At 61.8% G+C, this 26,168-nt stretch carries 18 protein-coding genes; 8 read left to right on the top strand and 10 right to left on the bottom strand.

Annotated features, from left to right (window positions below; genetic code table 11):
- The 3 genes from P1K30_RS11125 to P1K30_RS11115 all read right to left on the bottom strand — a co-directional run.
- Positions 1 to 2,126 (bottom strand): cadherin-like domain-containing protein (locus P1K30_RS11125; protein WP_275632798.1); only part of this gene is annotated, 2,126 nt, incomplete at its 3' end.
- Between the two features lie 149 nt (positions 2,127 to 2,275).
- A complete protein-coding gene (locus P1K30_RS11120; protein ID WP_275632797.1) occupies positions 2,276 to 2,626 on the bottom strand; it encodes a hypothetical protein in 351 nt (116 codons plus the stop codon).
- A 351-nt stretch (positions 2,627 to 2,977) separates the two neighbouring features.
- Positions 2,978 to 5,128, bottom strand: a complete 2,151-nt coding sequence (locus P1K30_RS11115) for a M10 family metallopeptidase C-terminal domain-containing protein (protein WP_275632796.1) — start codon at positions 5,126 to 5,128, stop codon at positions 2,978 to 2,980.
- Between the two features lie 913 nt (positions 5,129 to 6,041).
- Between P1K30_RS11115 and P1K30_RS11110 the strand changes: the two genes are divergently transcribed.
- Positions 6,042 to 7,034 carry a glycosyltransferase family 2 protein gene (locus tag P1K30_RS11110; protein WP_275632795.1) on the top strand — a complete coding sequence of 331 codons (993 nt, stop codon included), beginning with the start codon at positions 6,042 to 6,044 and terminating at the stop codon, positions 7,032 to 7,034.
- Between the two features lie 51 nt (positions 7,035 to 7,085).
- Positions 7,086 to 8,606 carry an MATE family efflux transporter gene (locus tag P1K30_RS11105; protein WP_275632794.1) on the top strand — a complete coding sequence of 507 codons (1,521 nt, stop codon included), beginning with the start codon at positions 7,086 to 7,088 and terminating at the stop codon, positions 8,604 to 8,606.
- Between the two features lie 72 nt (positions 8,607 to 8,678).
- Here P1K30_RS11105 and P1K30_RS11100 read toward each other — a convergent pair whose 3' ends face one another.
- On the bottom strand, positions 8,679 to 9,611 hold the full coding sequence (locus tag P1K30_RS11100) for a glycosyltransferase family 2 protein (RefSeq protein WP_275632793.1): 933 nt from the start codon (positions 9,609 to 9,611) through the stop codon (positions 8,679 to 8,681).
- A gap of 319 nt (positions 9,612 to 9,930) precedes the next feature.
- Between P1K30_RS11100 and P1K30_RS11095 the strand changes: the two genes are divergently transcribed.
- Positions 9,931 to 10,923: a glycosyltransferase family 2 protein gene (locus P1K30_RS11095; RefSeq protein WP_275632792.1), complete on the top strand. Its 993-nt coding sequence runs from the start codon at positions 9,931 to 9,933 to the stop codon at positions 10,921 to 10,923.
- Between the two features lie 38 nt (positions 10,924 to 10,961).
- On the opposite strand, the gene P1K30_RS11090 is transcribed toward P1K30_RS11095, so the two are convergent.
- Genes P1K30_RS11090 through rfbF form a run of 4 tightly spaced genes read right to left on the bottom strand, consistent with a single transcriptional unit; the run spans position 10,962 to position 16,409 of the window.
- A complete protein-coding gene (locus P1K30_RS11090; protein ID WP_275632791.1) occupies positions 10,962 to 12,131 on the bottom strand; it encodes a class I SAM-dependent methyltransferase in 1,170 nt (389 codons plus the stop codon).
- Complete coding sequence (locus tag P1K30_RS11085) at positions 12,131 to 13,309, bottom strand: class I SAM-dependent methyltransferase (RefSeq protein WP_275632790.1); 1,179 nt, start codon at positions 13,307 to 13,309, stop codon at positions 12,131 to 12,133. The genes P1K30_RS11090 and P1K30_RS11085 overlap by 1 nt, the downstream gene beginning before the upstream one ends.
- A complete protein-coding gene (locus P1K30_RS11080) occupies positions 13,309 to 15,630 on the bottom strand; it encodes an NAD-dependent epimerase/dehydratase family protein (RefSeq protein WP_275632789.1) in 2,322 nt (773 codons plus the stop codon). The genes P1K30_RS11085 and P1K30_RS11080 overlap by 1 nt, the downstream gene beginning before the upstream one ends.
- Before the next feature lie 2 nt (positions 15,631 to 15,632).
- Positions 15,633 to 16,409 carry a glucose-1-phosphate cytidylyltransferase gene (gene rfbF, locus P1K30_RS11075; protein WP_275632788.1) on the bottom strand — a complete coding sequence of 259 codons (777 nt, stop codon included), beginning with the start codon at positions 16,407 to 16,409 and terminating at the stop codon, positions 15,633 to 15,635.
- Between the two features lie 431 nt (positions 16,410 to 16,840).
- On the opposite strand from rfbF, the gene P1K30_RS11070 reads away from it, so the two are divergent.
- Entirely contained in the window at positions 16,841 to 17,917 is a 1,077-nt protein-coding gene (locus tag P1K30_RS11070; protein ID WP_275632787.1) for a right-handed parallel beta-helix repeat-containing protein, read from the top strand.
- Here the strand turns inward: P1K30_RS11070 and P1K30_RS11065 are convergent.
- On the bottom strand, positions 17,914 to 19,014 hold the full coding sequence (locus P1K30_RS11065; RefSeq protein WP_275632786.1) for a glycosyltransferase family 4 protein: 1,101 nt from the start codon (positions 19,012 to 19,014) through the stop codon (positions 17,914 to 17,916). The genes P1K30_RS11070 and P1K30_RS11065 overlap by 4 nt on opposite strands.
- Before the next feature lie 401 nt (positions 19,015 to 19,415).
- Here P1K30_RS11065 and P1K30_RS11060 point away from each other — a divergent pair, with 401 nt between their 5' ends.
- From P1K30_RS11060 to xrtD, 4 genes are all read left to right on the top strand, one after another.
- Complete coding sequence (locus P1K30_RS11060) at positions 19,416 to 20,732, top strand: O-antigen ligase family protein (protein WP_275632785.1); 1,317 nt, start codon at positions 19,416 to 19,418, stop codon at positions 20,730 to 20,732.
- A 66-nt stretch (positions 20,733 to 20,798) separates the two neighbouring features.
- Positions 20,799 to 21,560: an FkbM family methyltransferase gene (locus P1K30_RS11055; RefSeq protein ID WP_275632784.1), complete on the top strand. Its 762-nt coding sequence runs from the start codon at positions 20,799 to 20,801 to the stop codon at positions 21,558 to 21,560.
- 36 nt (positions 21,561 to 21,596) lie between these two features.
- Positions 21,597 to 22,526, top strand: a complete 930-nt coding sequence (locus P1K30_RS11050; protein ID WP_275632783.1) for a glycosyltransferase family 2 protein — start codon at positions 21,597 to 21,599, stop codon at positions 22,524 to 22,526.
- A 191-nt stretch (positions 22,527 to 22,717) separates the two neighbouring features.
- Entirely contained in the window at positions 22,718 to 24,319 is a 1,602-nt protein-coding gene (xrtD, locus tag P1K30_RS11045) for a VPLPA-CTERM-specific exosortase XrtD (RefSeq protein ID WP_275632782.1), read from the top strand.
- Between the two features lie 60 nt (positions 24,320 to 24,379).
- Here xrtD and P1K30_RS11040 read toward each other — a convergent pair whose 3' ends face one another.
- Positions 24,380 to 25,663: a glycosyltransferase family 4 protein gene (locus tag P1K30_RS11040; RefSeq protein ID WP_275632781.1), complete on the bottom strand. Its 1,284-nt coding sequence runs from the start codon at positions 25,661 to 25,663 to the stop codon at positions 24,380 to 24,382.
- Positions 25,664 to 26,168 lie beyond the last annotated feature (505 nt).

The following is a 26,168-nucleotide window of genomic DNA, read 5'->3' as shown; positions in this document are numbered from 1 at the left end:
AAGCGCATCCAGTTCTGCGCGTCCTGTTCGATCAGGATGCCCTGGATCTGGTAGCTGCCCTGCGGCGTGGACAGGAACCGCGTTTCGATCTGGAAGTCCTCGTCGGCGGCGTCCTGCATGATGCGGGCGGTGCCGTTGGTCTGCCACGCGTCGAAGGTGCCGTCCGGCGTCGCCAGTGTCAGGTACGCGTCGTTGGCGTCGCTGCCGAAGCCGACGGTGCCCTGCGACGGCCCTTCAAGCCGCCAGTTCGCGCCCAGCGTGCCCGAGGCGAAGTCGTCCGACGCCAGCGGGTTGGCCGTGGGCTCTGCCACTGTCAGCGTAACGGTCGCGGTGTCCGTCTCTGCGCCGTCCGTCACCGTGTAGGTGAAGGTGTCGGTGCCCGAGAAGCCAGCGTTCGGCGTGTAGGTCCAAGTGCCATCGCCATTGTCGGTCAGGGTGCCGTTGGCGGGGTGGGTGACGCCGGTGATCGTCAGCGTGTCGCCGTTCGGATCGCTGTCGTTGCCCAGCAGATCGTCCTGCGACAACGACACGGCCGTGTCGGGATCGACCTGAAACGCGTCATCACCGGCCACCGGGGCGCGGTTGCTGTCGAACGACCCGTCCTCGTCGATGATCGGGTCGGCGCTGGTCTCGAAATAGTCCAGCTGCGCGGTGTATCCCGGGGGCGGGTTGTTCTGGTACGGCGCGGTGCCCGCGAAGGCGCCGACTTCCGAAACGGTCATGTCGCGCGTCAGGGTGAAGGCTTGCTGCCAGTTCACCCCGTCCGAGCTTGTTTCGAAGACGAAGGTGTCGCCGGTGCGGGTGATGCGGAAGTCCGAGATCTGACCGGCGGTGATGCTGCCATCGAACAGCGGATAAGTCGTCGACCCGTCCACGATCTGGCCGACAATCAGCGTCAGGCCCATGTGGGTGTAGGCAAGGTCGAAGCGGATCCAGTTGGCATCGTCCTGCACGATCAGCAGGCCGTGTTCCTGGTACATCTGCTGCGGTTCGTTCAGGAAGCCCGCGCTGATCTGGAAGTCGCCATCGGCCACGTCCTGCATAAGGCGCGGCGTCGTCATCACGTCGGATGCGGACACGGGGATGCCGGCCGGGGATTCCAGCAGGATGATGGCGTCGGTTTCTGTCGTGGAAAGCGTGGCCGAGCCGGTGATGCCCTTGAAGGTCCAGCCTTCATCCAGCGCCGCACCCGAAAAATCGTCCGAGAACCCGTCGAACACAGAGGGCGGTCGCACGGTGACGGTGACCGTCCCGGTGTCGCTGATCGCGCCGTCGGTGACGGTATAGGTGAAGCTGTCCGTACCCTGAAACCCGGCATCCGGTGCGTAGGTCCAGGTGCCGTCGCCGTTGTCCATCAGGACGCCATTCGACGGGGTGCCCACGGACACGACCGTCAGCGCGTCGCCATCGGGATCGCTGTCGTTCGCCAGAAGTTGAGCGGCCGAGACGTCCAGCGCGGTGCCGGCCTCGGTCGTGAAGGTGTCGTCGGTAACCACCGGGGCTTGGTTCTCGTGGACGTGGCCGCCATCCTCGTCGAGGATCGGGTCGGAGGCGACCTCGAAATAATCGACCTGCGCTTCGAAGCCGTTGGACTGACCAAGGTTGCCGGAAAACAGCCCGACCGCGTCGACGGTCAGGTCATGGGTGACGGTGCCGACGGTCGTCCACGCGGTGCCATCGAGGGAATACTGGTACAGCCAGTCGTCCCCGGTACGGGTCACGCGCAAGTAGGGGGCAGTGCCGCCCGGGATCGCGACCTCGACCATCTTCGAGGTCTGCCCGTTCACCGTACGGCCGATGTAGGCGTACAGCGTGTTGCCAGAAGAATAGGTATCGAACCGCATCCAGTTCTGGGCGTCCTGCTCGATCAGGAAACCCTGCATCTGGTAGCTGCCCTGCGGGGTCGACAGAAACCGCGTCTCAAGCTGGAAGTCCTCGTCGGCGGCGTCCTGCATGATGCGCGCCGTGCCGTTGGTCTGCCATGCGTCGAAGGTGCCGTCGGGCGTGGCCAGCGTCAGGTACGCGTCATCGCTGTCGGACCCGAAGCCGACGGTGCCCTGCGACGGCCCTTCAAGCCGCCAGTTCGCCCCCAGCGTTCCCGAGCTGAAATCGTCGGAATTCGACATTTGACCCCAAGACCCCTCAAATACCGCGGCTCTCGCCGCGCACAGATTGAATCGCCAAATTGCCCCTGAATCGAAGGGGCCAACCGGCGCGAATTACAATGATGGTGGAGACCATCTCGAGGCCAAATCGGCCTCAATCGGAACATACTTCATTCCGCCCTGATTTGGACAGCGGGGTCGGCGAGATTGATCCCTGTACAAAAGGACAGGTTGGGGGTCTTGAAGCCGTGTTCGTCGCCGTTTTGCTTTGAAAACCTTAAGTTTTCCCGGCTTTGGGACTCCGGCCGCCGAAACGCGGTCCTGTGTGGGCGCAGGTCGTGTGGGGCGCAGTGTCTTAAGGGCAAAAGGGGCGAAAATCGGGCAAAATCAGGGTGTCGCGCGAGGGCTATTTCCTGTTTCGTGATCAATTGGGGCGGCAAGAGGCGCATATTGGCGAAGGCGCGTGGCCGTCCGATCACATTTTGCGTGAAGTGATTCAACTGCCACAGGTTGCCGTTCATCGGTGAATCAATGTGTGCAATGACAGAGGGCATGCGCGTCTGTTTCGTTTTGGGAAACACGGTGGTTGCGCGCTTGATTCGACTTCAGGGTGTACGCCGCCCTCAGACATCAAGCTGCGGTTCATTTAACGTCGCCAGTTATACAGAGCGCCTGTGCCTGAGATAGGCGACTAACAAACGCGATCCCGGCACCCGTCGGCCTGGATATCGGTTCGTGTCCGTCGCGTTGGCATTTTATGAACTGCCGATCAGTGACGGCCAGAATTCTGGGGCGGCTTGGGCCGTGGCAAAAACGAAAAACCGCGCGGGGCCATTCGGCACCGCGCGGTCTGTTGTCTCAAGGTGTCAGCGTCAGAGCAGGAAGTCGTCTGCCGTCAGGCCGCTGACGTCGGCGAGGATGATCCGCATGTCCGACGACCGGTCGCCGTCGACATCCACACGCACGATCGTGTTGTCGCCGTTCTCCATCGTGCGGATCGCAGGGCCTTCGCCGTCATACTTCTGCAACAGCAGGACATCGAGAGTTGCGTCGGTCAGCTCGGACAGGTCCAGCTTGTCGACGCCCGGGGTGAAGTCCAGAATGAAGTCCGGGTTCTTCGCCTTGCTTTCCTTCACCTTGCTGAAGACGAAATGGTCCGCACCGGCGCCGCCGGTCATCGTGTCGGACCCGTTCCCGCCCTTGATCGTGTCGTTACCGTCACCGCCAAGGATGATGTCCCGTCCGACGCCGCCAAACAGGAAGTCGTCCCCAGCGCCGCCTTCGATGATGTCGGCACCCGCGCGGCCGATGACGTCGTCGTCGCCGTCGCCGCCGCCCAGCTTGTCGCTGCCTTTGCCGCCGTTGACGGTGTCGTCGCCTTCAGCGCCGTAGATGGTGTCGGCGCCCGAGGTTCCGTTGAGGTCGTCAGGCCCGACGGTACCAACGATGGCGTCGTCTGCGCCGTCATCGTTCAGGTTGTTGCCGCTGGTGATGACCACATCGGAAATCGTGCCGTCGAAGACCTGGTTGTAGCCAGCTCCGCCGGAGGTGCTTGCCCAGCCGTTGGCGCCGATCTGCAGGTACTCCGCATTATTCTCCCAGGTCATGTCGAAAGCGGCTTCACCCACGACGATCCCGTCAAGCATCGCCATGACGGTGCCGTCCCCGAAGCCGATCTCCAGCTCGTAATCGACATTCGACTGGATACCGTTGACCGTGAAGACTTCGCTGCTGTCGCCATCCTGGAAGCGGATCACGAGGGTTCCGTTCTCGATGTAGACGGTGAAGTGGCCGCCGTTCGCGAAATAGGACGCATCCTTCGAGATGATGCCGTGCTGGCCGGACACCGTGTCTGCATTGAAGGTGAGCGAGATCGATGCCGACGACAGTTCAAGGCCCGCGTCGTGCGCGAACTCCATCGCTTGGCTGCCGCCGCTGAACTCGTACTCGCCGTCAAGCTGGAAGCTGGCGGTCAGCGAGTCCCACGACAGATCCGGGTCTTCCGGGTCTGTCACCGGCTGGTCCGGTTCCGTGACAACGGGTTCCTCGACTACGGGCTCTTCGACAACCGGATCGTCCACGACGGGTTCGTCATCCACGACCGTGCCTGTGTCGCCGTTCATCAGTTCGGTCAGGCGGGTGGCCGCGCCATAGCCGCTCCCGAAGTCGACCGCCGACCCCGAAACCGGCACGAAGTCCGTCCAGCTCATGCCGTCGTTTTCGACCTGCAGGATGTTCTTGTAGTAGTTCGAGGCCGACGAGCTGACCGAGTACTGATAGTTGTCCAGGATCGTCGCGTTGCCGGCGTTGATCAGGTAGTTACTGATGTTCCCATCGACCACGACGTTCCGGGCGGTATCCGTGACACGGATGTTGCCGCCGCCGCCACCCGGCCACGGAAGCACGGTGTTGTTCAGGATCTCGATCCCGCCCGAGCTGTGCGACACGATGATCGCGTTGGGCGTGCCCGACATGATCAGGTTTTCTTCGATCAGGATGTTGTCGCCGCCGATCGCAATACCCTGCAGCCAGATGCCGGGGTCACCGGTGCTCGGGTCGTCCCAGATGAAGTTACCGCGGATCGTGATGTCGCTCGGCCAGCCGGAGGCTTGGTCGAAGAACTGGATTGCATCCGCGTGCGTGTAGGTGCCGTCACCGTGGTGGGTTGGCGCCGAGTCCTTCAGTGTATTGTTCTCGATCAAGCCGTTCTTGGCGTTACCAGCCACGACAAGAAGGTCACCGTCGATGCCGCCGGGACGACCGATTTCGTTCCCCGAGACGGTGAACCCGTTGGTCTCCTTGATGAAAAGAGTAGTGTAGAACTCGTTGTCGACGAAGCTGATGTTCGTCCCCTGCAGCGCCTCAGTCCAGTTGTGCAGGTAGCTGTTGGTGACTTCGATGTTTGATGCACCGCTTACGGTGACCCTTCCGTCGACGTGAACGCCGTCGAGAGTCACGTTGGACCCCGTGATCTTAAGGGTTCCGAACTCGGCGCCCAAGTCGTTGGCCGCTTTGATAGTCACATTGGACGAGAACCTCTCGTCAATCGTCAGGTCGCCGTATGTCCCGTTCTGGAGTACGATCGTATCGCCGCCCGCCGCGGAGTTGAGCGCAGCATTAAGCTGAGAAGAGTTGGATACGTTGATTGTCGCCATTGCGCCGATTTGCCCTATGATACGGTCGCAAGCCAAAAGAGTTCACGCTGGCAAAAGCGGGTGCCCTGCCACTACTGATGCGCCAAAGGCGCATTCCGCGGTTACTGATCAACTGTCGGGCAGGATGGAGTGGTTTTTATTCTCCTGCCGATCTACACTGTCACCGTTGCGTCAACTGTTGTCCGTTGGCTACGCGCCCTAGGTTGTCCTCTGTCTGTATTAGGCCCCTGTGATTTACAAAGCCCTAACATCGGGGCGATTCCTTGACAATTCGGGCCCGAATGTGCGGCGGCTACTCGCTTATTTCGGGAAAACTCCTTTAAAATCCAGTCATTTGGCGGAAATCCGCTTGAAATTAGGGGGGATGGAACCGGAAACAGTCGGCATGGTTCCGCCGGTCATACCCACAGGCGTTGGTAGATGTGCCGTGCAACATGCCGTCTCTTAAGGGCGGAAGGACGAAAAAGCGCCTTTCGGAAAGGCAATATGCCCAATCAGCCAGCTTGAACTGGGCGAAATCCGCACAGCGACTGTCTTGATTCGACCGGCCAGAAGGAAAACTTCGGGCAAGATACCGCTGGACGCGGGCCAATTTCATTCCAGCAGCGGGGCGGCGCGCGCTCAGTAATCCGAAACCACAACGCACGAGTCCGCATATTGTTGCACCTTGCCGTGTCGTGGCGGGGCTCAAACCGATCCGATCCGGGGGCGATGCAGCTTGTGCTTTCCACCGGGGCGAACCGGCGTCATACCAAATCCGAAGAACAACTGACTGATAGCGATGACGGATTTGCAAAGCTTGCCGACGCCGACGGTGTCCGTGGTGATCCCGGCCTATAACCGGGCCGGGTCGATCGGACGGGCCGTCGCTAGTGTCGGCAGTGCCCCGGACGGGCGCTATGAACTGATCGTTGTCGATGACGGGTCGGCCGACGACACGGTGACCCGTGCCCGAGAAGCCGTCGAGATCCATCATGGCTCTGCCGGCCGCGTCGTAATGCAGGAAAACGGCGGCCCGGGTGCCGCGCGGAACCGAGGCGCGCAAGAGGCGCGGGGGAACTACCTTGCGTTTCTCGACAGCGACGACTTCTGGCTGCCGGGCGCGTTGCAGACCTGCCTTGCCGCATTGGAGGATCCCGAGGCCCCGGCGCTTGTGTTCCTTCAGACCGTCGACGTGGCAGAGGGGCAGGCGGTGGATGCGCACGGGCGACAGACAGAGCAGAAGCGGACCGCCGGTTTCCTGGAAGCCGTGCGGGATGTCCCGACGACGCGCTATGGATCTTGCAACGTCATCGTGCGGCGGGACGTCTTCGAAAGTCTCGGCGGCTTCACCAGCGCGGTGACCTGTTCGGAGGATACGGACCTGTTCCTGCGGGCGGCGGCTGCCGGGCCTTGTCTTGTCCTCTCCGGCGCGCCGCTTGTCGCGCATGTGCAGGGCGACGGAGAGCGGTTGACCGGATCGTTCGGCGCGGTGCTGAAAGGGTTCGAGTTCATGCAAGACCGGGACCGGGCCGGACAGTACCCCGACGCAAAATCGCCGGGCGCCCTGAAGGACCGGATGCTGGCGCAGTGTGCGGTTCATACGGCGCTGGGCGCCTTCGCGGCTGGTCGGATTGGCGTCGCCTATCGTCTGTACCTTCAAAACCTGCCCCGTATGGTGCGGTCGGGATACTGGCGCTGGCTGGTTCGGCTTCCGCTGGTTCCAGTGCTCGCACTTCTGCGCCCGGCAAGCTACAGGATGCGCTGGACAACGGCTGCCCAGAACGGCCGCTGAATAACAGTAAGCAGGACAGGCATGTCAGTAAGTTCGACCAGTAAGATTCGTGTGCTTATCAATTCGGCCAGCGGCGCGATCACGCTGCTGATCAACGTCTTTTTTGTCTTCTGGTTGTACCAGTACCTTCTCGCACGCATCCCCGCAGACGAATTCGCGATCTACCCGGTCCTGATGGTCATCATGATGCTGGGCCCGGTCATCATCTCGTTCTTCGCCAGCGCGATCAGCCGCGAGATCATCGTCGCCTATTCCGACGGGCGCCACGACGACGTGACGGTCTTCCATACCTCTATTGTGTTGGCACTGGCCGGGTTCCTGAGCTTGTTCGCATTGGTCGGATTTGTCGTTGCGACCCAGATCGATCACCTGCTGACGGTGCCGGACACGATGTTGGTCGAAGCGCGCCTCATGACGATGATGATCGTTCTCGAATTGTGCGTCGGGCTGTTCGCCGGTCCGTTTTCGACCGCGTTCGAGGTACGTCAGCGATTCATGCAGCGCGATGTCGTTACGCTGTCGGTGAACATTGGCAAGATCATCCTGACCGGCGCGCTGCTGTTCGGCCTTGGTCCGAATGTGGTCTGGGTCTCTGTCGCGTCGCTCACGGCAAGCGTGGTCAACGCGACGATCATCATCATCATGGCGCGCCGGATGCTGCCAGAGTTCCGGATCTATCCCGCCCGGTTCAGCCTGACCAAGGTCCGGTCGGTCCTGAGCTTCGGCGCGTGGACCTCGCTCGGCACGGTGACGATGCTGATCTATCAAAGTGCCGGGCCGGTTCTTCTGAACATCTATTCGACACCGGTGCAGGTCACGAGTTTCTTTATCGGCTCGGTATTCGACCGGCGCATCAGCAGCCTGATGACTGTCGCGCTCGCCCCCATCCAGCCGGTGATGGTCGCGATGAACGCAAGCGGCGACTGGACGCGGTTGGGGAATACGTACCTGCGCGGAGGCCGCTATGCGCTATGGGTGGCAATGGCAGTCGCGACCCCGATTTTCATTTATGCGGACGACTTCATCACACTGTACATCGGCGACGAATATCAGGATGCGTCTACCGTCACGCGCCTGTTCCTTGCCGGTTTTCCAGTTGGTTATGCGGACGTCCTTCTGTCGCGCATGGCGGTCGCAACGGGTAGGATCAGGGGGTTCTTCCTGGGAACTTTCGTTGCCGGTGCACTGGCGCTGATTACGTCGATCCTTGTGCTCACTTACACTGATCTTGGCGCTGTCGGCGTCGCGGGATCGATACTGGTTACCGCAATGATCGTCCATCTCGGGTACTTCTGGCCGCTGGGCTTGTCGATGGCGAACACCACGTTCTCCGAGTTTCTTCGGAAGGTGATACTGCGCGGCTGCGCGCCGGCTGTCGCCGGATCGGTGGTGTGGCTTCCGACCCAGTTGATGGGTCTATCTTCAACGTGGCTTGGCCTATTTCTGTGGGGCTTTATCGGTGGGTTCGTATACATCGGCGTGTTGCTTGGGTTCTGCCTGTCGCCGGACGAACGCCGCAGTATAAAGGGAACTTTCGACAAGCTGCGCAAGAGAGCGGAAAAGGCGCCCTAGGCGCCACGCCCGAGTGTATGCCGCCTTCCAGATCGGCGGTCCTGATGCCGCCCTGCACAGGGGCGGGCAGTATCAGGACATTCGCAGCCGGTCCCGTAGGACCAGTTTGAATTCTCGGAACAGCCATCTGCGGTGACGGCGCAGCCATGCCAGTGAGATGCTGACGCAGGCAAACCACTCGCGGATTGGCATCCGTGTGCGCAGCGACGCTTTTAGGTAGCCAAAACCGAGCCGGGTCAGAGTCGCCGGAAAACGGTTTCCGCGCTTGGGGTCGAACCACGCGGCCAGCAGCTTCTCCAACTCGACGTCGTTGCCCTTGGCTTCGTTCTCGGCGGAAATAACCGAGCCTTTGTCGTGCTCGCGTCGCAGGAAGAGCGGTTTCTCGACCTCGATGAAAGCCCCGCGCAGGGCAAGTTCGACCAGCAGCAGCGTATCCGAACGCGGCATGTTCGCAATCAGGCTGGTCCCGATCAGCGCCTCGCGGCGGATCAGACCGAACACTGGAAAACAAAGATGCGCGTGGGATTGCTGCCGTTCGTCTGGACCGATCATTTCTTCCAGCCGTTTCGAGGGCGTGCTGCCGCCCTTGCGCGTGACGGCGTCGTACACCCGAAGCGGGTTGCCATCGGCGTCGATCATCAGTGTTTGGGGATAGGACAATACGGCGTCGCCGTTATCCGCATCCAGCGCGGCCACGCATTCTTCCAGATACTCTGGCGCCAGCATGTCGTCATAGGACGACCAATGAAAGAATTCGCCCGTCGTGTGGTGGAACACGTAGTTAAAATTGGCCGCAGCGCCCAGATTGGTCTCTTGCCGGTGGTAGCGCACACGGCTGTCCCGAGCGCAGTACTCGGCCGCGATCTCTGGCGTGCTGTCCGTCGACGCGTTGTCTGAAATGAGGATCTCGAAGTCTTCGAAGGTCTGGCTTAGTGCGCTGTCCAATGCGTCTCGAAGATACTTTTCACCGTTGAAGACCGGAATTCCGATGCTGACCCTAGGCATGCTCAACTCCTTCAAATGCGGCGCGACTGGCGGTTCGATGGGCAAACGCGACCAAGCCTTGGCGTGTTGCTTTCAAAATTATGGATACGATCAAGGTTCTTTTCCCCGCGGAAGCGGCTCGCCCGCGCAAGGGGCCGCATAGGGCCGCGGGCGCGGATGTCGTCCCACGGTCTCGGCAAGTCGCACGCTGAGTGACGGACTGATGCAACGGCCGAAAAAGGTCCGGCCGTCCTTGCCCGATACGGGTTGACTGGCGCGACGACCGGCCCAAAACAGGACAGGCCGAACGCATGCCGGCCGCGACGCGGGAATCCAATTCATGTCCGAACCAGTAACCGAGACCGTGCCGGCCGCTCTTCGTCTTTCGATCATTATTCCGGTCTACAACCGGGCGTCGACGATCGATGCCGCCCTGAGCAGCTTGTGCGCGGGTGGCAGATCGGATGTCGAGGTCATTGTGGTCGACGACGGGTCGTCGGACAGTTCGGTGCAGGCAGTCAAAGCGGCGATCGCGGCCTACGGAATGTCGGCCAACACGACGTTGCTTCAACAGGATAACGCGGGGCCCGGGGCCGCTCGCAATCGGGGTGCCAAAGCGGCGCGCGGCCGCTACCTTGCATTCTTCGACAGCGATGACCGCTGGTTCCCTTGGACGCTCGACACCTGTCTGCAAGTGATCGCCGACAACCCCGCCGCCAGCTTGTTCTATCTTCAAAGCGTGGACTTCACCCGCGACGCCGGTCCAAAGACCCCGGAGCGTACCGAGGTCGAAACCCAGAGCTTCCCGCGTTTCCTCGATGCGATCGAGGCTGTTTGGCAGATCACCTACGCCTCTTGCAACGTCATCATTCGGCGTGACGTGTTCGACAAACACCGGGGCTTCACCCACGAAGTCCGTTGTGCCGAGGATACGGATCTGTTCCTGCGCGCTGACCCGGACGGGGCGTGCGTGTTGATCACGTCGCCTGTGATGCTTGGCCGCGAAGTTGGTGCGCCGGGCAGCTTGACGGGGAACGTGGCATGCGTTGTTGGCGGGCTGGATCATATCGTCGCCAAGGAGCGCGCGGGTCTGTATCCGGGTGGCGCAGGATCTGACGGGAAACGGCAGCTTTTGCTGGCCGGCGCCACGATTAGCACCGTGCGGCTGTGCTTTGCGACCGGCTATCCCGGGACCGCCTATATGAGGCTGATCAGAAACGCAGGCATATTGATCCGGGCAGATCGCTGGCGTGTCGGCCTGCGACTGCTTCTGACACCGATCCTGAGTATCATTCGGCCCAAACACTATCGTTTCCGTCTCCGCCAGAATTGACCGGGGCCGGCATTTCGGCCACCCCGGTCGTTTCTTCTTTATCCCGCCACCACCGCGAATTCCGGATTCAGACCCATGGCGCGGACCTGTTCGGTGATCTCGGCCTCGTACAGCGCGTTCGAGATCAGGATAAGGTCGGGGCGCAGGTCCTTCAGATCCTCGGGCGACACGACCGGAAGCGCGACGCCGGGTGCGTACAGCCCGTGCTTGCGCGGGTTCAGGTCGACCAGCGCGGCCAGCGGGGCAGCGGCCTCACCCAGTGCGTTGGCGAAGGTGATGCCCTTCGACCCGGCGCCCCAGATCACCGCTTTGCCGTCCAGCTTGGACAGCCGGTCGCGCCATTCGTCCAGCAGCCCGTTCGAGGCGGCCGAGAAGGCGGCCGCGTCCTGCAGCACACCGTCCACATCGGGCGAAACCCAGCCGGTCTCGGGTTGGGAGGGACGCGCCTCGATCATCAGGAACTGGCCGTCGTAGCCTTCGGTGATCGACACGGGCGTGAACCCGGCGCGGCGGAAGGCGGCTTCCATCGCGGGGGCCGTCCAGTAGCCGACATGTTCATAGATCACGTCCCACATCGAGACCGCGCGCAGCATCCAGCCTGCGTTCGGGACCTCGAAATACACGGGCACGTCACGGTCGCCAATGGCGCGGCGGATGTCCTGCAAAAGCGGCATCGGCGCGTCGAGGTGTTCCAGAACGTGACGGCACAGGATCGCGTCGAACGGGCGGTCCAGCTGGTCGGACCGGAAATATTCCGGCACGATCTCGACGCCGTCGCGGGCGGTGAAGGGCGTTTCCTTGCCCGCCATCGACGGATCGAACCCGGTCGCGGTTGCCGCGCCGTGCTTGGACATCAGGTCCAGCATGTGGCCGTCGCCGCAGCCGATCTCGAAGACATGCTTGCCCTTCAGGTCAAAGCGGTCGACGAGCCCCTTCGCCAGTTCCTCGGCAAAGGCTTGGAACTTGGGCGAAAAATGCAACGCGTTCTCGTAGCCCGGCGCGTAGACCATGCGCTCGGGCTCGAAAGCGGCGTTCCAGATCATCGCCGTCTCGGGGCAGATGACCAGGTCGACGTCACCCGCGGGCGCGGCGCGAGCCGCATCCGCGTCGGGCCACAGCTGGTTGCAGATGACCGGCACGTTGCCCAGCTTGAACACCGGCTTCAGATCGGTCGACCCGCTGATCGGGCAGTTCGTCGCAAGGCTCATCAGACGGCCACCAGTTCGGGGGTCAGACCCATCTTCGCAAGATCGGCGCCGATTTCGTTCAGGTAGATCGGGTTCATCACGATCACCGTGTCGGGCGGCGTTTCCTTCAGGCTGTCCGGGCCGGATACAAGGTGGCCGGTGCCGGGCAGATAACGGCCCTGTTTGAACGGGTTGATGTCGATGACCTGCGCCACTTCTTCGCCCAGACCATTGGTGGTCAGGAACGACACGCCCTTCGACCCACCGCCCCAGATGGCGACGCGCTTGCCTTCGGCGTGGCGCGAGCGGACGAAATCGGTCCAGTAGGCGCGGATCTCGGCCACCTTCGCGGGGAAGGATTTCGCCAGCGCACGCACGGCATCAAGGTCGTCTTCTTCCGGCAGCGGCGGCCGCCCCGTCGAGGGTTCGGCGTACTGGATGATGTACTGGTCGTCATAGGCCAGATACAGCTTGGTCACATCCATCCCGGCGCGGCGGAACAGGCGGGCGTGGCTGCCCAGAGTAAAGTACGAGCAGTGCTCGTAGTAGATGTCCCAGAACGCGCCTTCGTCCAGCACGCGGCGCACGTCCGGCGTCTCGAAGAAGATGCCGACGTCGGTGCGTCCGTCGATCGCGGTGGCGATGTCGTCCATGAACTGGCCTACCGCCGGAATGTGTTCCAGCGTGTGACGGCAGACGACGAAATCAGGCGTCTCGGCGATGGTTTCCGGATCGAAATACTCGCGCTGGAACCGAATCTCGTGCCCGTCTGCGCCCGGCAGGCGTTCCGGGATGAACCCCGGATCGACGCCAAGACCCAGCGTGCCGGTCTGTTCCGCAAGCTCTTGCAGGAACTCGCCCTTACCGCAGCCGATCTCGAGCGTTTTCTTGCCCTTCAGGTCGTAAAGCGAGGCAACCTCGGACGCCAGTTCCTTGGCGAAGCGGTTGAAGGTGCCCGAGAAGTGCTGGCTTTCCTCGGTGGTCGAGGCGTAGTCGACCTGCTCCAGTTCGAACACCGCGTTGAACACGAAGCCGCAGTCGTCGCAGAACTTCAGCAGCAGGGGACGGCGCGGGAAATCCCGCGCCTCCTCTGCGCTGTCGAGCAGGATGCAGCTTTGCACCGGGATCGCGTCGAGCCGATAGATTTCGGCCACGGCGCCGGACCCGCAGGCGGGGCATTTGTGCAGTTCTTCCCCCATCAGTTCGAGACGATCTCGAGGTCGGGGATCGGAACGACGAACTTGCCGCCCCGCGCAAGGAAGTCCTGCTGCTGCCGGATGATCTCGTCGCGGAAGTTCCACGGCAGGATCATCACATAGTCGGGCTTGTCCGACTTCAGCTTTTCCGGGTCGTCGATCGGCACGCGGACGCCGGGCATGTACTTGCCCTGCTTGTGCACGTTGCGGTCCACCGCGTACTCGATGGCGCGCGAATTCAGCTGAAGGAAGTTCAGCATGATCGTGCCCTTCGCCGCCGCGCCATAGGCCGCGATGCGCTTGCCGTCGGCCTTCAGGTCGGCGATCAGCTTGCGCGCGTCATCGCGGAAGGTGCGGACCCGCTGGCCGAAGCTTGCGTAATAGTCGAAGCGGTCGAGACCCAGCTCTTTCTCTTCGGCGAGGATCTTGGTCACGGCTTCGGACGGCTCGTTCTTCTTGCCGAAGTACAGCCGCAGCGAACCGCCGTGGATCGGCAGGCGACGTACGTCGTTCAGGTACAGCCCGTGGCGTTCGAACAGCGCCTGCGCCGAACCGACCGAGAAGTAGCACAGGTGCTCGTGATAGATCGTGTCGAACTCGATGAAGTCGATCAGGTCGCGGACATAGGGGAACTCGACCGAGATCACGCCATCATCCGCCAGCAGCGTCGCCATGCCGGCGACCAGATCGTTCTGGTCGGCGACGTGGGCCACCACGTTGTTGGCGATGATTACATCGGCCTTGCGGCCCTGAGCGGCGAGTTCGCCGGCGACGCGGGTGCCGAAGAAGTCGTTGATCGTCTCGATCCCCTTCTCCATCGCCGCGGTGGCGGGCTGAAGCGCGGGGTCGATGCCAAGGACGGGAACGCCCTTTTCCTTGAAGTTTTGCAGCATGTAGCCGTCGTTCGACGCGATCTCGGCGACAAGGCTGTCGGCGCCAAGGCCGCGCATCTCGATCAGTTCCAGCGCATTCTCGCGGCTGTGCTTCAGCAGATCCTCGGAGAAGGACGAGAAGTACAGGTAGTCGTCACCGAACATTTCCTCGGCGGGACGCGTTTCCAGAAGCTGCACCAGCGAACAATCGGGGCAATAGCCCAGACGCAGCGGGACCAGCGACTCGCGGCGGTCGAGGATGCTGGGGTCCAGCAGGCCGTCCGACCGGGGCATCAGGCCAAGGTCGAGGATCGGCTGAAGGCCGTGGTGGCCGCACGAAATGCAGTCGACCTCGGCGGCGTCGGCTTCGAAGCCCGGCGCGATGGCGGCCTCGGGCGACGCGGCGCGTTCGGCCAGCGCCTTCGGCGTGTGCTTCAGCGACTCGTCGATGATGCCGTCAGAAATCAGTTTCTTGATGTGGCCGATGCGCTGGTAACGCGGGCCTTCGAACTGCTCGAGGGTCAGGTCGACGGCCTTGTAGGCCTCGTACAGCGACTCGGCGCCCTTGCGGGCGTCCCACTGCGGCTTGAACTGCGGCATCACGCGCTGGATCTTGTCGCAGTTCACGCGATAGCTGCGCTTGTCCGGGCCAGCGTCGTCCGCGAAGGTCACTTCGCAGCCGGGCACGACCGACGCGACGATCTCTGCCAGTTCTTTGATCTGGTAGTTGTGATCGGTCACGCCGACGTTGAACGCCTCGTTGCGGATCTTTTCGACCGGGGTCGATAGGGTCGACAGGAACGCGCGGCTGATATCCTCGATATGGGTGATCGGCCGCCACGGGGTGCCGTCCGACTTCATGTGGATATTGCCGGTGGTCACGGCCCACGCCACGAGGTTGTTCAGCACAAGGTCGAAGCGGATGCGCGGGCTGACGCCATAGGCCGTGGCCGAGCGCAGGAAGGTCGGGCAGAAGGCGTCGTCGGCCAGTTCGGCCAGCGCCTGTTCGGACCGCACCTTCGAGATGCCGTAGGGCGTGACCGGGTTGAACGCGCCGTTCTCGTCGATGAAATCGGGGCCCGACGCGCCGTAGTTCGAGCACGACGACGAGAACACGAAGCGTTCCACACCCGCGGCCTTGGCGGCGCGGGCGACGTTCATGGTGCCGTCGAAGTTGATGTCATAGGTCGTTTCGGGGCGGAAATCGCCCAGCGGGTCGTTCGACAGCGCGGCAAGGTGCAGCACCGCGTCAAAGCCCAGCAGGTCGGCGGGCGTGACTTCACGCACGTCCTTCAAAAGCGTAGGGATGTCGGGCATCTCGCCGCCCGGCTCGAACGTACAACGCTCGTACAGATCGCTGTCGATGCCGGCCACATCGTGGCCCGCCTCGAGAAGCATGGGGGTAAGAACGGTTCCGATATAGCCGCGGTGGCCGGTCACGAGTACGCGCATCGTTATTTTTCCCAAACAGCCCAGGGTCGATCCCCGGAATCCCAAAGTTTTTGCAACGTGTGCTTGTCGCGCAGCGTATCCATCGCTGCCCAGAAGCCTTCATGGCGATAGGCCATCAGCTGGCCGTCGCGCGCAAGATTCTCCAGCGGCGCGTGTTCGAACATCACCATGTCGCCCTCGATATAATCGAAGACCTCAGGCTCCAGAACGAAAAAGGCGCCGTTGATCCAGCCTTCGGCGGTCTGCGGTTTTTCCTCGAACGCGACCACCTGGTCGCCGTCGAAGCGCATGTGGCCATAGCGGGCCTGCGGACGGACCGCTGTGATCGTGGCAAGCTTGCCGTGGCTTTTGTGGAAGGCAATCAGCTTGTTGATGTCGATGTCCGACACCCCGTCGCCCCACGTCAGCATGAAGGTTTCGTCGCCCATGTAGGGCTTCAGCCGCTTCACCCGGCCGCCGGTCAGCGTTTCGTCCCCGGTTTCGATCAGATCGAGCTTCCAGGGGGCATGTTCTTTCTCGTGCCGTTTCAGCGGCTCGGGGTCGTTCATGTCGATGGTCAGGTTGCCCGAAAGCGTACCGTATTCCACGAAGTACCGCTTGATGTGGTCGCCCTTGTATCCCAGCGCGACGGCGAAATCGTTGAAGCCGTAATGAGAGTAGGTCATCATAATGTGCCAGAGGATCGGCTTGCCGCCGACCTCGACCATCGGCTTCGGTCGCACGCTGGTTTCCTCTGCGAGCCGGGTGCCCTTGCCCCCTGCAAGAATGGCGGTCTTCATTAATAAACTCTCCGGTTTACGTACGGATGCCCCATCGACATCCACGGTCCACTAGTCAGCCGAATGCGCTGGTTCTTGGTCAATAGTGTGAAAATCGACGGTCGAAAAAAATCCTGTGACACCCGAACCACATTTGCGCGGGTGTAAACCTGCAGAGCCCCGACAGCCCTGTTCCGATCCACACCACAATGTGGGGCATACACCGACCGTCTCACAAATGTTAAGATCTCAGGGGTTGGTTCGCGCGTGTCCGGGCATATGGTTACCCAGACGGTCCTGATTGTGCATCAGGCATCAACAATGTTCCTTGGGGTGAGTAGATTCAGATGGCCTTAATACACGGTAAAGTTGCATTTGGCGAAAGTACAGAATCAAGTGCCGCAGCCGGCGGATTATCGATCCTGCACGGAATTGCCGGTCTCGTCGTCCTTGTGGCCGGCTGGCTTGTTGTTGCAGCGGGGTCTGCCGACGCGGACGCAAACGCACGGGCGCGCTTGGACGCGGCGCTTGCATCCACCAAAGGTGGAGAAACCATCGTACTGCCGGACGGCGATTACGGTGCACTTTCCATCAGCCAGGTTTTCAACGAGCCGGTCACAATCCGGTCGGAGACACCGCACGGTGCCCGCTTCGGGGTGGTCATGATCACGGGGGCGAACGTGGTTCTCGACGGCATCGCGGTCTACGACAGGTTCACGCTGCGAAATGCATCCGGCATCGAGGTGCGCAATAGCCGTCTGGGCAGTTGGGCCGAGGCGATCAGTTCGCAGGACATCAAGTTTCGCGGCAACGAGATCACGGCGACGTTGATGATGCAGAAGGTTCTCGGCTTCGACGTCTCCAACAACTTCTTCTACGCCGAGGGCGGTATCAACGGCGATCACCTGACCATCGTCGACGAGACGCGCAGCGGCACCATCGCGAACAACACGATGGCCGACGCCGCACCGGTGATCAATGCGGATGGGACCTACACCCATTCTGACGCCATTCAGTTCTACACCACACCAAGTGCGGGTGACTGGCCCAGCAGCATCCTGATCCGCGGCAATTTCATCTATGACGACCCGGCCACGGGAGATGCCGGCGTCTGGATGCAAGGGATCAACGTCGGCGGGCGCGACATCATCATCGAGGAAAACCTCGTGATGGCGGGCACGCCGAATGCCATCATCGTGGCCAACAGCCCGGGCGGGATCGAAGTCCGCAACAACACCGTGCTGCCGTGGCCGGATGGCAGTGGCGGAAACATCCGGGTCAATAACACCTCGCAGGGGGTCTATGTGGACGGCAATGTGGCCAGCTGGCTGTTCGATCAGGGGACGGCGGTGGTCGGCGACAACTTCAAGTACGAGACGGGGCCCAGCGATAATTACTTCCGCAACGTATTCGACCTTAAGAACGACGGAATGGTCTGGACCGACTTCATCCCCAAGGAAGGGTCTCCAATCGACTTCGGGTCCCGTTACGGTGCACAGAAGCGGCTAACAGAATTAGGCTCTCGCTAATCGGCGCGGCCCAGGTGGCGGACCAGTTGGTCCGCCCTGCGGGCGCCCACATCCATCCAGCTATAGGCTTCGACCGCCGCGGCGCTGCGTTCGCCCCGTTCGCGCAAGGTGTCGGGCGAACCCGCCAATGCCCGTAGCGCATCGACGATCGTCTCGGGCTGGTCGGGATCGACAGGAAGATTGCAGCCGGTTTCGGCCCCGATCCGTCCGGCGCCCATCGCCGACGCGATGATGGGAAGACCGTGCGCCGCCGCTTCGTAGGTCACCAGCGGGTCCCCTTCCTCGTACGAGGGTAGAACGAAGACGTCTGCCTGCTCGTAAAGCGGCTCGACATCGTTGACGAAGCCAAGGGTCTGCACATCGTCCCGGTTCAGAAGATCGGCGCACAGCGTCTGAACCGCCGGCTCGATCGTGCCTGCGATCAGAAGACGCCCCTTTATCCCGGCCCGCGCCCACGCCCTTAGAAGTTGGTGCAGGCCTTTCCGGATGCTTCCCGATCCCACAAACAGGACCGTCGGCCCCTCTTCCGGGACAGCGCGCCGCGGCGGGCGATGCTGGTCAAGCGCCACGCCATAGCTGGCGGGCAGGATCCGGTTTGCATCAATGGCCCCGGCAAGGGATGCCTCGACGCCCGCGCTTGGGGCGAAGATGGCCGTGGTCAGCTGCAGCTTGGCGTTCTCTTCATCGATCCGGTCCTGCGTGATGCCGTGTCCCGGTTCCAGCCCTTCCGCAGTATAGGCCGCATCGAGGATCGCGCGGGCATGTTCCATCCGGGTGTTGATGCCCTCGGCGACGATCGGAAGGCCCATGTCGTGGACCTTGCGATAGACGTCCAATGGCGCCGCCGGCCAAAGATAGGCGATATCGCCCTGTCGGATCTCGGACAGGAAGCGGCGGTTGGTCCGACGGGTGGCCCGGTCGGACACGAAACGGTAGGGCGCGGCGGCCAACGGACCGGGCAACGAGGCGCGGTAGTCGATGCCGTCAAGCTGCGCGCGGGCGCGGTTCACGAATAGCGGTCCCGCAAGGTCGCGCGACGCCATGCCCTGCAGAAGCCGGGTACAGGTATAGCTTGGGCCGACGCCATCGCAGGCCATTGGAAGCAGTGTAACCAGCCTTGCCAAGAACTTACCGTCACTCTCCGGTTTCGATGCGCCGCACCTTTTCGCAACGCGGTCCGAATGGCAATAAGGTGACCCGGCACATTCGCGCCTTGGGTCCGGGATGAAGGGATGTTCGCGCTTCGATGCCACATCTCATGGCACAGACTGTTTCCGTGGCGCCCTTGTGAATGGCCGGGTTTGCACGGATTGTCTTTGACGCCGCAACTGTGGCAAGGGCCCGGCGCAGCGGCCATCGCACTCATTGCGGTTCTCGTATAAGAGCGCCCGAATTGACGTGAGCACCCGCCGGCGGTTCTTTAGGGGTGTCGGTAGAAATGCCCAAAGAGGATTCGGATCGCATGACGGCAAGCCCGGACATGACAGACACACGGCGCATGACCCCGCGTTCGTCGGCGCTTGCGGTCACCGGTACTTATCCGGTCTGGGTTGCCGCCCTGATCATGTCGTTCATCGTTCCGATCCAAATCCAGATCGGCGATATTCGCCTATCGTTCTATCGCATCGTCCTGCTCATCGCCATCGTGCCTGTCATACGGCGGCTTGCGGTACAGCCGATCCGCGTTCGGTGGGTGGATGTCGTCTTCGTGCTGTTCGCGCTTTACGGGACTCTTGCACTGGCGGCGACGGGCGCATCGGTTCCAGCGCTTGGTATCTCGCTGATCGAGACCATCGGTCCCTATATGCTTGCCCGGGCGTTCATTAGGAATGCGGATCAGTTCAGCGCGGCGGTGCGGGTCCTCAGCACGTCCATTATCCTGATGATCCCCTTCGCGATCTACGAGAACCTCACGCGGCAGCCGATCATTCTGAACATGCTCGACACAGTGTTTCCTGTTCTGCCCAACGTGCCGCACGAACAGCGACTTGGTCTGGACCGGGCGCAGGTGACGTTCGACCACCCGATCCTGTTCGGTATGTTCTGCGCTTTTGGATTCGCTATGTCGATCTACGCCGCCCGTCGCAGACAGCCGCCGAAACTGTCGGTTTTTCGCGGTGCGCTGGTTGGCGTGGCGACCTTCACCTCGCTTTCATCAGGCGCCTTCGTGGCGGTTGGCCTGCAGATCGTTCTGATCGCATATGACCGGATACTCCGGAAAGTTCCGAAGCGTTGGTGGATCCTGAGCACGACAATCGTTGTCATGTATATCGTTGTCGAACTGCTTTCGAACCGGACAGTGGCGGAAATCTCGATTGGGTTCCTCGCGCTCAACCCGGGGACAGCTTGGACCCGCCTTAGCGTAAACGAGTGGGCGCTCGAGGCGATCATGACGCACCCCTTCTTTGGACTCGGATTCGACTGGAGTTGGCCAGTGCCCTTCTGGATCGTCACCACGTCCATCGACAATTTCTGGCTGGCCATTGCCTTCCGGCAGGGGCTTGTCACGATGCTGCTCCTGCTTCTCGCGGTGTTCGGCATCATGGTCACCGTCGCTTTCACGCGGCAGAAGGATGCCTTCGTCAATGCCTGTCGGGTCAGTTACATTGTGACCTTCGCAGCGCTTAGCCTTGCCATCGTCACGGTCCACCTTTGGAACTCGGCATACTGCACATTTATGCTGTTGCTGGGGTGTGGGCTTTGGATGACGGACAAGCAGCCGGATTCCTCGGACGTGTCCGAGGACGAACCCGAAGAAGATAAGTCCAGCGGCCTTAGGTTCAGCCGCAACCTGCATTCAACGTACCATAGGTGATTTCATGTCTGGTTCACTAACTGCCAAGACCAAACTATTAAGCCCAGCCCCCGCGTGAGGCCGGTGATGCTGCGTGACCGTATAGGCCGCGCGTTGCCGGCGCCGGTGCGGCGTTTCCTGTACAGCGGGTACAGGGGGCTCAACAGGATCAAGATCCGCCTTGCCATGCGCGGTGGGGTCGCAACGTTAAACGGGGTCCGATTGCGCGCCGATGCCGGCATCATCGGGCAGCAGGTGGTCGACCGGATTCTGTATGGCGACTACGAGGGCCGCGAGGCCCGGATGATCAGCATGTTCCTAACACCTTCTGACCGAGTTCTCGAACTTGGGGCGGGCATCGGATACATCGGTCTTCTCTGCGCGCGCAAACTCGGTGACGGGCGCGTCTTCAGCTTCGAGGCAAACCCGCTTATGGAGCCGGTGATCCGCGGCAACTACGCACTGAACGATGGGCCGAAGCCGGAGCTGACCATCGGTATGCTCAGCGATGAGCCGGGCGAGACGAGCTTTTACGTTCCGGACGTGTTCTGGAGCGGGTCGTCAAAGCAGATGGCGGGCGGGCGCGAGGTTCGGACCGTCAAGGTCTCACTGAACGAAACGATTGAAAGCTTGCAGCCGACGTTCCTTGTCATGGACATCGAGGGCGGAGAAATCGACATTGTCGACATCATGGAGCCGCAAAGCGTAAAGAAGATCGCAATGGAGTTGCACCCCAGCGTGACCGGCCAAGAGGCCATCGACAATATGATCGAACGGCTTGCTGGCTTTGGGTTTCGCGTGGTCTGGATGTCCAACGCCGGCGAACACGCCTATTTCGAGCGAGATTAAACGGATGAACGACCGGAAGACCCCTGCAGTCGAAAGATGGGTTCACAACCCGACATGACGGACGCGCCGACTGTTTCTATCGTGCTTCCGGTGCACAACCGCGAAGTCCTTGTCCGCAGGGCGATCGACAGCGTTCTTGCCCAGACGCGCCGCGATTTCGAGCTGATTGTCATCGACGACTGCTCGACCGACCGCACGGTCGAGGTGGTCAGGGAATATTGCACTGATCCGCGGGTTCGGCTGGAACTGAACACGACGAATCTTGGCGCAGGCGGCGCTCGCAATCGCGGCATTGAACTGGCACGCGGCCGGTACGTGGCCTTTCAGGACAGCGATGACCGCTGGTTTCCCGAGAAGCTTGAATTGCAGTTGCAGGCGATAGAGGCCGCACCCGATTGCCGGGTCTGCTATTGCGGCGCGCTCTATTATTCTTCCGTACAGTGTTATTACATCCCCCGACACGGCGCCTTCGACATCGGCGCGGCCGCACAGGGGGACATCTCGGAAGCGGTACTGCACAGCAATCCGACCACGCCACAGACTTTGATGGTGGAACGCAGCCTGTTCGAGGAGGTTGGCGGTTTCGATACCTCGTTGCGGATCAACGAAGACTGGGAGCTTGCGGTGCGGCTGGCGCAGAAGACCCGGTTTGCCTTTGTGCCGGATCCGCTTGTGGTGATCTACCGGACCGAAAACAGCGTTTCGTCCGACAAGGTCGCCGATACGGCGTTCCGCAAGAAGCTTCTGACCGACTACGCAGACTTGTACGCGAAGTATCCGGGCGCGCGGGCGCGGCAGAATTATATCATCGGCGGCCAAAGCATTGAGAACGCCGCACACCGGGACGCGGTCGAGTATTTCCGTCGATCCTACCGCGACTCTCCGTCGTTCAGGTCTCTTGTTCAGATATGGCGCGCAAGGATTCTGGGTCTTTCCGGGAAAAAGTCGCCGTCCGGCGCGCGCTGAAGGTCCCTGAACAAGTGGACCGGGTTCCTGCGAATTGGTGACATGCAAGGGCCTTCAAGGGGCCTTAGATCTTTCCCAAAACCCTGTAAAACCTGATTGTGATGTCCGGCGGGGCCGGTTGTCTTGACATGAAACGAGCCCGTTGCGACAGACTTGGCTCGCATTGCTGCTGCACACCGGATTGAACCCAAATGTCCTTGTCCATACCGAACAAGCAGGCGCTGCCCCTGACGCAGCGGATCAATACCTCCGGCCTGATCTGGTTCCTGATCCTTGTCCTTGCTCCGATCCCGGTGTTCTGGATCGGCCTCGTCTCGCTGGGCAAGGCGTGGATGACGGCCGAGTACAGCCACGGGCCGCTTATCCCCGCCATCTCGATGTACCTGTTCCTGCGCGAATTGCGGGCGCGGCCAGCCCCCACGGACGCAGTTCCGGTCAACCGGCGACCGGGTATCCTGATGCTGATGGCCGGCTTGCTGATCGCCGTGCTCGGCAATCTTGTGCAGATCCCCGACATCGCGACCTACGGCCTGATCGTGTGGGTCGGCGGCGTGATGCTGGTCTGCATGGGGTGGGCGCAGGGCAAGCACCACTTCCTTCCGGTGGTGCACCTTGTCTTCATGCTGCCTCTGCCGCAGTTCATCTACTGGAAGCTGTCGATCTTCCTTCAGCAGGTGTCGTCTGTGATCGGCGTCTGGTTCGTGTCCGCCGCTGGCGTGCCCGTGTTCCTTGAAGGCAACGTGATCGACCTTGGCGTCTACAAGCTGCAGGTCGCCGAGGCGTGTTCCGGCCTGCGTTACCTGTTCCCGATTCTGTCGTTCTCGTATCTCTTCGCGATCCTGTATCGCGGGCCGATGTGGCACAAGGCGGTGCTTCTGCTGTCGGCAGCGCCGCTGACGGTCCTGATGAACTCGGTCCGCATCGGCATCATCGGCATCCTCGTCGACCGGTATGGCATCGGGCAGGCAGAGGGCTTCCTGCATGTCTTCGAGGGCTGGGTGATCTTCGTCTGCTGTATCGGGATCCTGTTCCTGATGGCGATCCTGTTGCAGCGACTGACCCCGAACCCCAAGTCGCTGTCCGAGACCATCGACCTCGACTTTGCCGGGTTCGGCGGCGAGGCGAAGCGCATCCTGAACATCAACGTGTCACGCGGGCTGATCGTCGCCACGGTGCTGAGCCTTGCCGTTTCGGCGGCGATGGTGCTGACGCCCCGGGCCGAGGGTGTGGTCCCCGAACGCGAGACGTTCCAGCTGTTCCCGCGCCGCGTCGGCGACTGGTCGGGGTACACGCAAGAGCTTGACCCGGCGGTGGCCGGAGTCCTTGCGGCCGACGACTATTTCAACGGGACCTACATGGCCCCGGGCGAGGCGCAGTCGGTCAACTTCTTCGTCGCGTGGTATCAGTCGCAGACCGACGGAACCGGCATCCACTCGCCAGAGGTCTGCCTGCCCGTCGGCGGGTGGGAGGTGTCGGCGATCGAGCCGCATCAGGTCAACATGAGCGACACGACCTACGGCACCTTCACGGTCAACCGCGCGATCATTCAGAAAGAGCTGCAAAAGCAGCTTGTCTACTACTGGTTCGAACAGCGCGGCCGCCGGATGACCAACGACTATCTGGCCAAGATCAGCGTCGTGCGCGACAGCATCCAGCGCGGTCGCAGCGACGGCGCGCTGGTCCGGTTCGTCACCGTCATCGGCCCGGATGAAACGGAAGCCGAAGCCGAGGTCAGGATGGAACGGCTGATGTCGGAAGTCCTGCCGCGCCTGCCACGGTTCGTCCCCGAATAAGCGAAACGCCCGGCACGGGCCGGGCGTTCTGCAATCTTCCCAAAGGGCGATGGCCCGGGATCAGACCTCGGCTTCCTGCACCACTTTCGTGACGTTCTTCACCGACGCCGGATGACCGGACTTCACGAAGATCCGTTCATAGGCTGCAAGCAGCGGCGGCACCGAGTGCGCCCAGCTCAGTTCGCGCATCACGCGGCGGCGGCCGGTCTGGCCCATCTCTTTCCCCTTCTCGGGGTCATCCATCAGCTGGGCGATCTTCTCGGCGAAGTCGACGGGATCGTTGTTGGTCGCGCACAGCGCCGCGTCACCGGCGGACACCTTGCCCTCGGTCAGGTCGAACTGCACCGACGGCTTTTCAAGCGTCATGTATTCCATGATTTTGTTCATGGTAGAGATGTCGTTCATCGTGTTCTTCGGATCGGGTGCGACGCCGATGTCGATCACGTTCAGCGCGTCCAGCAGGTCATCGCCGTAAAGCGGGCCCGTGAAGGTGAAATGATCCGCAAGGCCGCGCCGCGCTACATCGGCTTTCACCTCTTCAAGGTGCGGGCCGAAGCCCACGATGACCGAGTGGATGTCCGTGCGGCCCATCTTGTTCACAAGGTGATCGACGGCAGCGACGAGAAGATCCATGCCTTCCTGCTGGCCGATCACGCCGACATAGCCAAGCACCGTGCCGGCGCCCTTGCGGTAGTCGGGATTGCCGGGGCCGGGGCGGAATTTCTCGACCTGCGGAGCCGACCGCACGACGAACACATCCTCGGGCTTCATCTTGCCGCGCCGGATGGCGATGTCGCGGAAGCTGCCGTTGGTGGCGATGGACACGGACGCGGATGCGAAGGTCATCCGCTCCAGCATCAGCATCAGGCGCCACAGCATCCCGCGCTTGCCGAATTTCGCCTCGAACAGTTCGGGGCAGACGTCGTGGTGGTCGAACAGGAAGCGCACGCCGCGAATGCGGTGCCACCACGCCAGAAGGAACACCAAATCGGGCGGGTTGCAGCCGTGGATCACGTCGAAGCCGACCTCGCGCCGGACCTTCGACGCCAGCCGGAACCAGTTCCAGATCGCCGCACCATACTCGCGGGCATAGGCAAGGGCGCCGGAATGCGCCTCGGGCGGCATCGGATGGCGCCAGATGCGGATGCCGTCGATTTCCTCGTACAGCTTGTCCCAACCCCGCCCGGTCGGGCAGATCACCGACACCTCATAGCCGGCATCCTTCAGGGTCGTGGCCTCCAGCCAGACGCGCCGGTCCAAGGGAACCGGAAGGTTCTCGACCACGATCAGCACTTTTCGGCTGGTGCTGAATGTCGTCGACTCCGCGTCGAACCGCTCGTTCATGTGCATCACTTCAATCCATTCCGAATGAAAGCCGGGGCGGCGATGGCGCCCCGTATCCGTGAAAACCTATCTAGCTTAAGCCTCGCATAATGCGACGGTCGTGCGAAATTAAGGCGCATCACGATTTGCGGGCGAGATGTCGCGGCACGGCGGCGATTTCCCAGCTGCCCGGTCAGCTTGTGCACCAGTCTCAGCGGACCTGCGACAATACTCGGCAGCTGGCCTTCAAGCCTTGCGAACAATCCCGTGCCCATTTTGCTGTTTGTTTCCGTCATTCACCCTGCGCCCCCTCGGCGCGGTCTTGAAAGCAGACGCAGATGCCCGACCCAATGGCCGGGATTCGACTTTCTGCGTGCCCTGCAAGCCAAGGGCAGATACTGCAACCCCATGCCCGCCAAGGGATAATTCGACAGGCACATCTTCCCCGCCCGGTCCGGACCCTCGCGGGCCGAAGCTGGCAAGGGAAGTGTCCCCAAGATCCACAATGCAGGCAACACCAAGTTTC

The organism is Psychromarinibacter halotolerans (assembly GCF_029168315.1).
In the GTDB taxonomy this organism is placed as follows: Bacteria; Pseudomonadota; Alphaproteobacteria; order Rhodobacterales; family Rhodobacteraceae; genus Psychromarinibacter; species Psychromarinibacter halotolerans.
This window is presented reverse-complemented; position numbering and strand designations above follow the sequence as displayed.

Bases quoted from the DNA above. Each gene is read 5' to 3' on its own strand.
- P1K30_RS11120 (WP_275632797.1), bottom strand. From the start codon at position 2,626: ATGAACGGCAACCTGTGGCAGTTGAATCACTTCACGCAAAATGTGATC.
- P1K30_RS11110 (WP_275632795.1), top strand. From the start codon at position 6,042: ATGACGGATTTGCAAAGCTTGCCGACGCCGACGGTGTCCGTGGTGATC.
- P1K30_RS11100 (WP_275632793.1), bottom strand. From the start codon at position 9,611: ATGCCTAGGGTCAGCATCGGAATTCCGGTCTTCAACGGTGAAAAGTAT.
- P1K30_RS11095 (WP_275632792.1), top strand. From the start codon at position 9,931: ATGTCCGAACCAGTAACCGAGACCGTGCCGGCCGCTCTTCGTCTTTCG.
- P1K30_RS11090 (WP_275632791.1), bottom strand. From the start codon at position 12,131: ATGAGCCTTGCGACGAACTGCCCGATCAGCGGGTCGACCGATCTGAAG.
- P1K30_RS11085 (WP_275632790.1), bottom strand. From the start codon at position 13,309: ATGGGGGAAGAACTGCACAAATGCCCCGCCTGCGGGTCCGGCGCCGTG.
- P1K30_RS11080 (WP_275632789.1), bottom strand. From the start codon at position 15,630: ATGCGCGTACTCGTGACCGGCCACCGCGGCTATATCGGAACCGTTCTT.
- rfbF (WP_275632788.1), bottom strand. From the start codon at position 16,409: ATGAAGACCGCCATTCTTGCAGGGGGCAAGGGCACCCGGCTCGCAGAG.
- P1K30_RS11065 (WP_275632786.1), bottom strand. From the start codon at position 19,014: ATGGCCTGCGATGGCGTCGGCCCAAGCTATACCTGTACCCGGCTTCTG.
- P1K30_RS11060 (WP_275632785.1), top strand. From the start codon at position 19,416: ATGACCCCGCGTTCGTCGGCGCTTGCGGTCACCGGTACTTATCCGGTC.
- P1K30_RS11055 (WP_275632784.1), top strand. From the start codon at position 20,799: ATGCTGCGTGACCGTATAGGCCGCGCGTTGCCGGCGCCGGTGCGGCGT.
- P1K30_RS11050 (WP_275632783.1), top strand. From the start codon at position 21,597: ATGGGTTCACAACCCGACATGACGGACGCGCCGACTGTTTCTATCGTG.
- xrtD (WP_275632782.1), top strand. From the start codon at position 22,718: ATGTCCTTGTCCATACCGAACAAGCAGGCGCTGCCCCTGACGCAGCGG.
- P1K30_RS11040 (WP_275632781.1), bottom strand. From the start codon at position 25,663: ATGAACGAGCGGTTCGACGCGGAGTCGACGACATTCAGCACCAGCCGA.